Below are 315 nucleotides of genomic sequence, written 5' to 3' on the forward strand. Positions count from 1 at the left end.
GGATTAATGGCGGGTGCCAAAGATTACGTGACTAAGCCATTTTCTAACGACGAATTGCTCGCTCGAGTCATTACCCAGCTTCGTCCGTTAGGTGTGAGCCTCTTAAATTACGCGAATATCCAAATCAACTTGTCGGAACGGATCGCTTATCTGGATGAAAGCCCAATCACGTTGAAACCTAAGGAATTTCAGCTATTGGTACTGTTTGTTCAGAACCAAAGCCGTGTGTTTCACCGAGATGAGTTACTCAATAAGATTTGGGGTTATCAGGCCTTTCCTAGTACCCGAACTATTGATAATCACATACTGCGCTTA

1 protein-coding gene is annotated in these 315 nt (G+C 43.8%); it reads left to right on the forward strand.

All coding sequences use genetic code 11. From position 1 onward, the window contains the following. Window positions 1-315, forward strand: a 315-nt coding sequence (locus AB4486_RS25685; protein WP_372119562.1) for a response regulator transcription factor, incomplete at both ends; no start/stop codon positions are given.

The organism is Vibrio sp. 10N.222.55.C6, assembly GCF_041473395.1.
GTDB lineage: Bacteria > Pseudomonadota > Gammaproteobacteria > Enterobacterales > Vibrionaceae > Vibrio > Vibrio crassostreae_C.